The sequence below is a fragment of the Streptomyces sp. NPDC054932 genome, assembly GCF_053610205.1.
Genome location: NZ_JBSGXU010000372.1, coordinates 1 through 2,249, shown reverse-complemented (window position 1 = coordinate 2,249; position 2,249 = coordinate 1). Strand labels below are relative to the sequence as shown.

At 71.5% G+C, this 2,249-nt stretch carries 1 protein-coding gene; it reads left to right on the top strand.

The genetic code is table 11. From position 1 onward, the window contains the following. On the top strand, positions 1-2,249 hold a 2,249-nt coding region (locus tag ACWGE1_RS40860), incomplete at both ends, for a non-ribosomal peptide synthetase (protein ID WP_453425536.1).

The following is a 2,249-nucleotide window of genomic DNA, read 5'->3' as shown; positions in this document are numbered from 1 at the left end:
GGGTTCTTCGTGAACACGCTCGTGCTGCGCACGGACGTGTCCGGCGACCCGTCGGTGCGCGAGCTGCTGGCCCGGGTGCGGGAGACCGACCTGGCCGCCTTCGCGCACCAGGACGTGCCCTTCGAGCGCCTGGTGGAAGTGGTGAGCCCGCAGCGTTCGATGGCCCACCACCCGCTCTTCCAGGTGATGGTCATCTTCGACAACAACACCGAGGCATCGCTCGCGCTGCCCGGCCTCCAGGTCTCCGAGGGCGACTCCACCACGACGGTCTCGCAGTTCGACCTGTCGTTCGCCCTGTCCGAGCACCATGACGGTGACGGCATGCCCGCAGGGGTCAGCGGCGAGATCGAATACGCCTCGGACCTGTTCGACGAGGCGAGTGCCGCAGACCTGGGTGAGCGGTTCGTCCGCGTCCTCGAGGCCCTGGTGTCGGCTCCTGAGGAGCCGGTCGGCACGGTGGACGTCCTGGGTGCGGACGAGCGGCGACAGGTGCTGGAGGAGTGGAACGACACGGCGGTGACCGGTGCCGGCGAGGCGTCGGTGGCGGAGCGGTTCGAGGCGCAGGTGGCGGCGACGCCGGATGCGACGGCGCTCACCTTCGGCGCATCCGCCTTGTCGTACCGCGAGTTGAATGCCCGGGCGAACCGGCTGGCGCGCTTCCTGGTGGAGCAGGGTGCAGGGCCGGAGAAGTTCGTGGCGGTGGTGCTGCCGCGTTCGGCGGACCTGGTGGTCTCGCTGCTGGCGGTCCTGAAGTCGGGTGCGGCGTACGTTCCGGTGGACCCGGAGTTCCCCGCGGACCGCATCGCGTACGTGCTCGAGGACTCGCGTCCGGTGCTGACGCTGACCGAGGAGGTCCTTGCGGGATTCGGCGCGGGCGACGCGTACGACGCCGGTGACCTCGGCGTGCCCGGCGATCCGGGCCGGGCCGCCTACGCGATCTACACCTCCGGATCCACGGGTCGCCCCAAGGGCGTCGTGATCCCCGATGGCGCGTTGGCCAACTTCCTCGGCTCGATGCAGGACCGTTTCCGGCTCTCCGCCGACGACCGGATGCTGGCGGTGACGACGGTCGGCTTCGACATCGCCGGGCTCGAGATGTATCTGCCGCTCCTGAACGGCGCGGGCCTGGTCCTCGCCGACCGCGAGGCGGTCAAGGATCCGTCGGTCCTGGGCGCCCTGCTGTCGGCGTCGGGTGCGACGGTGATGCAGGCGACGCCGAGCCTGTGGCACGCGCTCGTGGAGGCCACGGTGGACCTGTCCGGCCTGCGGGTGCTGGTGGGTGGCGAGGCGCTGCCGTCGGACCTGGCGGTGTCGCTGGCCGGGGCCGCCCGCTCGGTGACGAACCTGTACGGCCCGACCGAGACCACGATCTGGTCGACGGTCGCGGACGTGACGGCTTCGGATGCGGTGACGATCGGGCGCCCGATCGCCAACACGCGGGTGTACGTGCTGGACGCGGCCCTGCGTCCGGTGGCCCCGGGTGTGCCGGGTGAGCTGTACATCGCCGGTGAAGGCCTGGCCCGTGGCTATCTCGGTCGTCCGTCGCTGACGGCGGAGCGTTTCGTGGCGGACCCGTTCGACTCCTCCGCGGGCGGTCGGATGTACCGCACGGGCGACCTGGTGCGCTGGACGGCCGGTGGTGCGGTGGAGTACATCGGCCGCACCGACTTCCAGGTGAAGGTGCGGGGTTTCCGTATCGAACTGGGTGAAGTCGAGTCCGCCCTGAACGCCGTGACGGGCGTGGCCGGGGCGACGGCGGTGGTCCGTGAGGATCGTCCGGGGAACCGGCAGCTGGTTGCCTACTACGTCGGCGACGCGGACCCGGCGGCGGTCCGGGCGCAGATCGCCACCGGGCTGCCGGACTACATGGTTCCGGGTGCCCTGGTGGCACTGGACGAGTTCCCGCTGACGCCCAACGGCAAGGTCGACCGGGCGGCGCTCCCCGCGCCCCAGTGGTCCGCCACCGCCGCGGGCGGCGGCCGCCGGCCCGCCGACGCCCGCGAGGAACTGCTCTGCCAGATCTTCGCCGACGTCCTCGGCCTGCCCGCTGCCGTCGGTCCTGACGACAGCTTCTTCGACCTCGGTGGGCACTCGCTGCTCGCCACCCGCCTCGTGAGCCGGATCCGCTCGTCCTTCGGGCGGGAGATCGGTATCCGTGCGGTGTTCGAGTCGCCGACGGTGGCGGGTCTGGCGCTTCGTCTGGTGGGTGCGGACGAGGCTCGGAAGGCGTTGGTGGCGGGGGAGCGTCC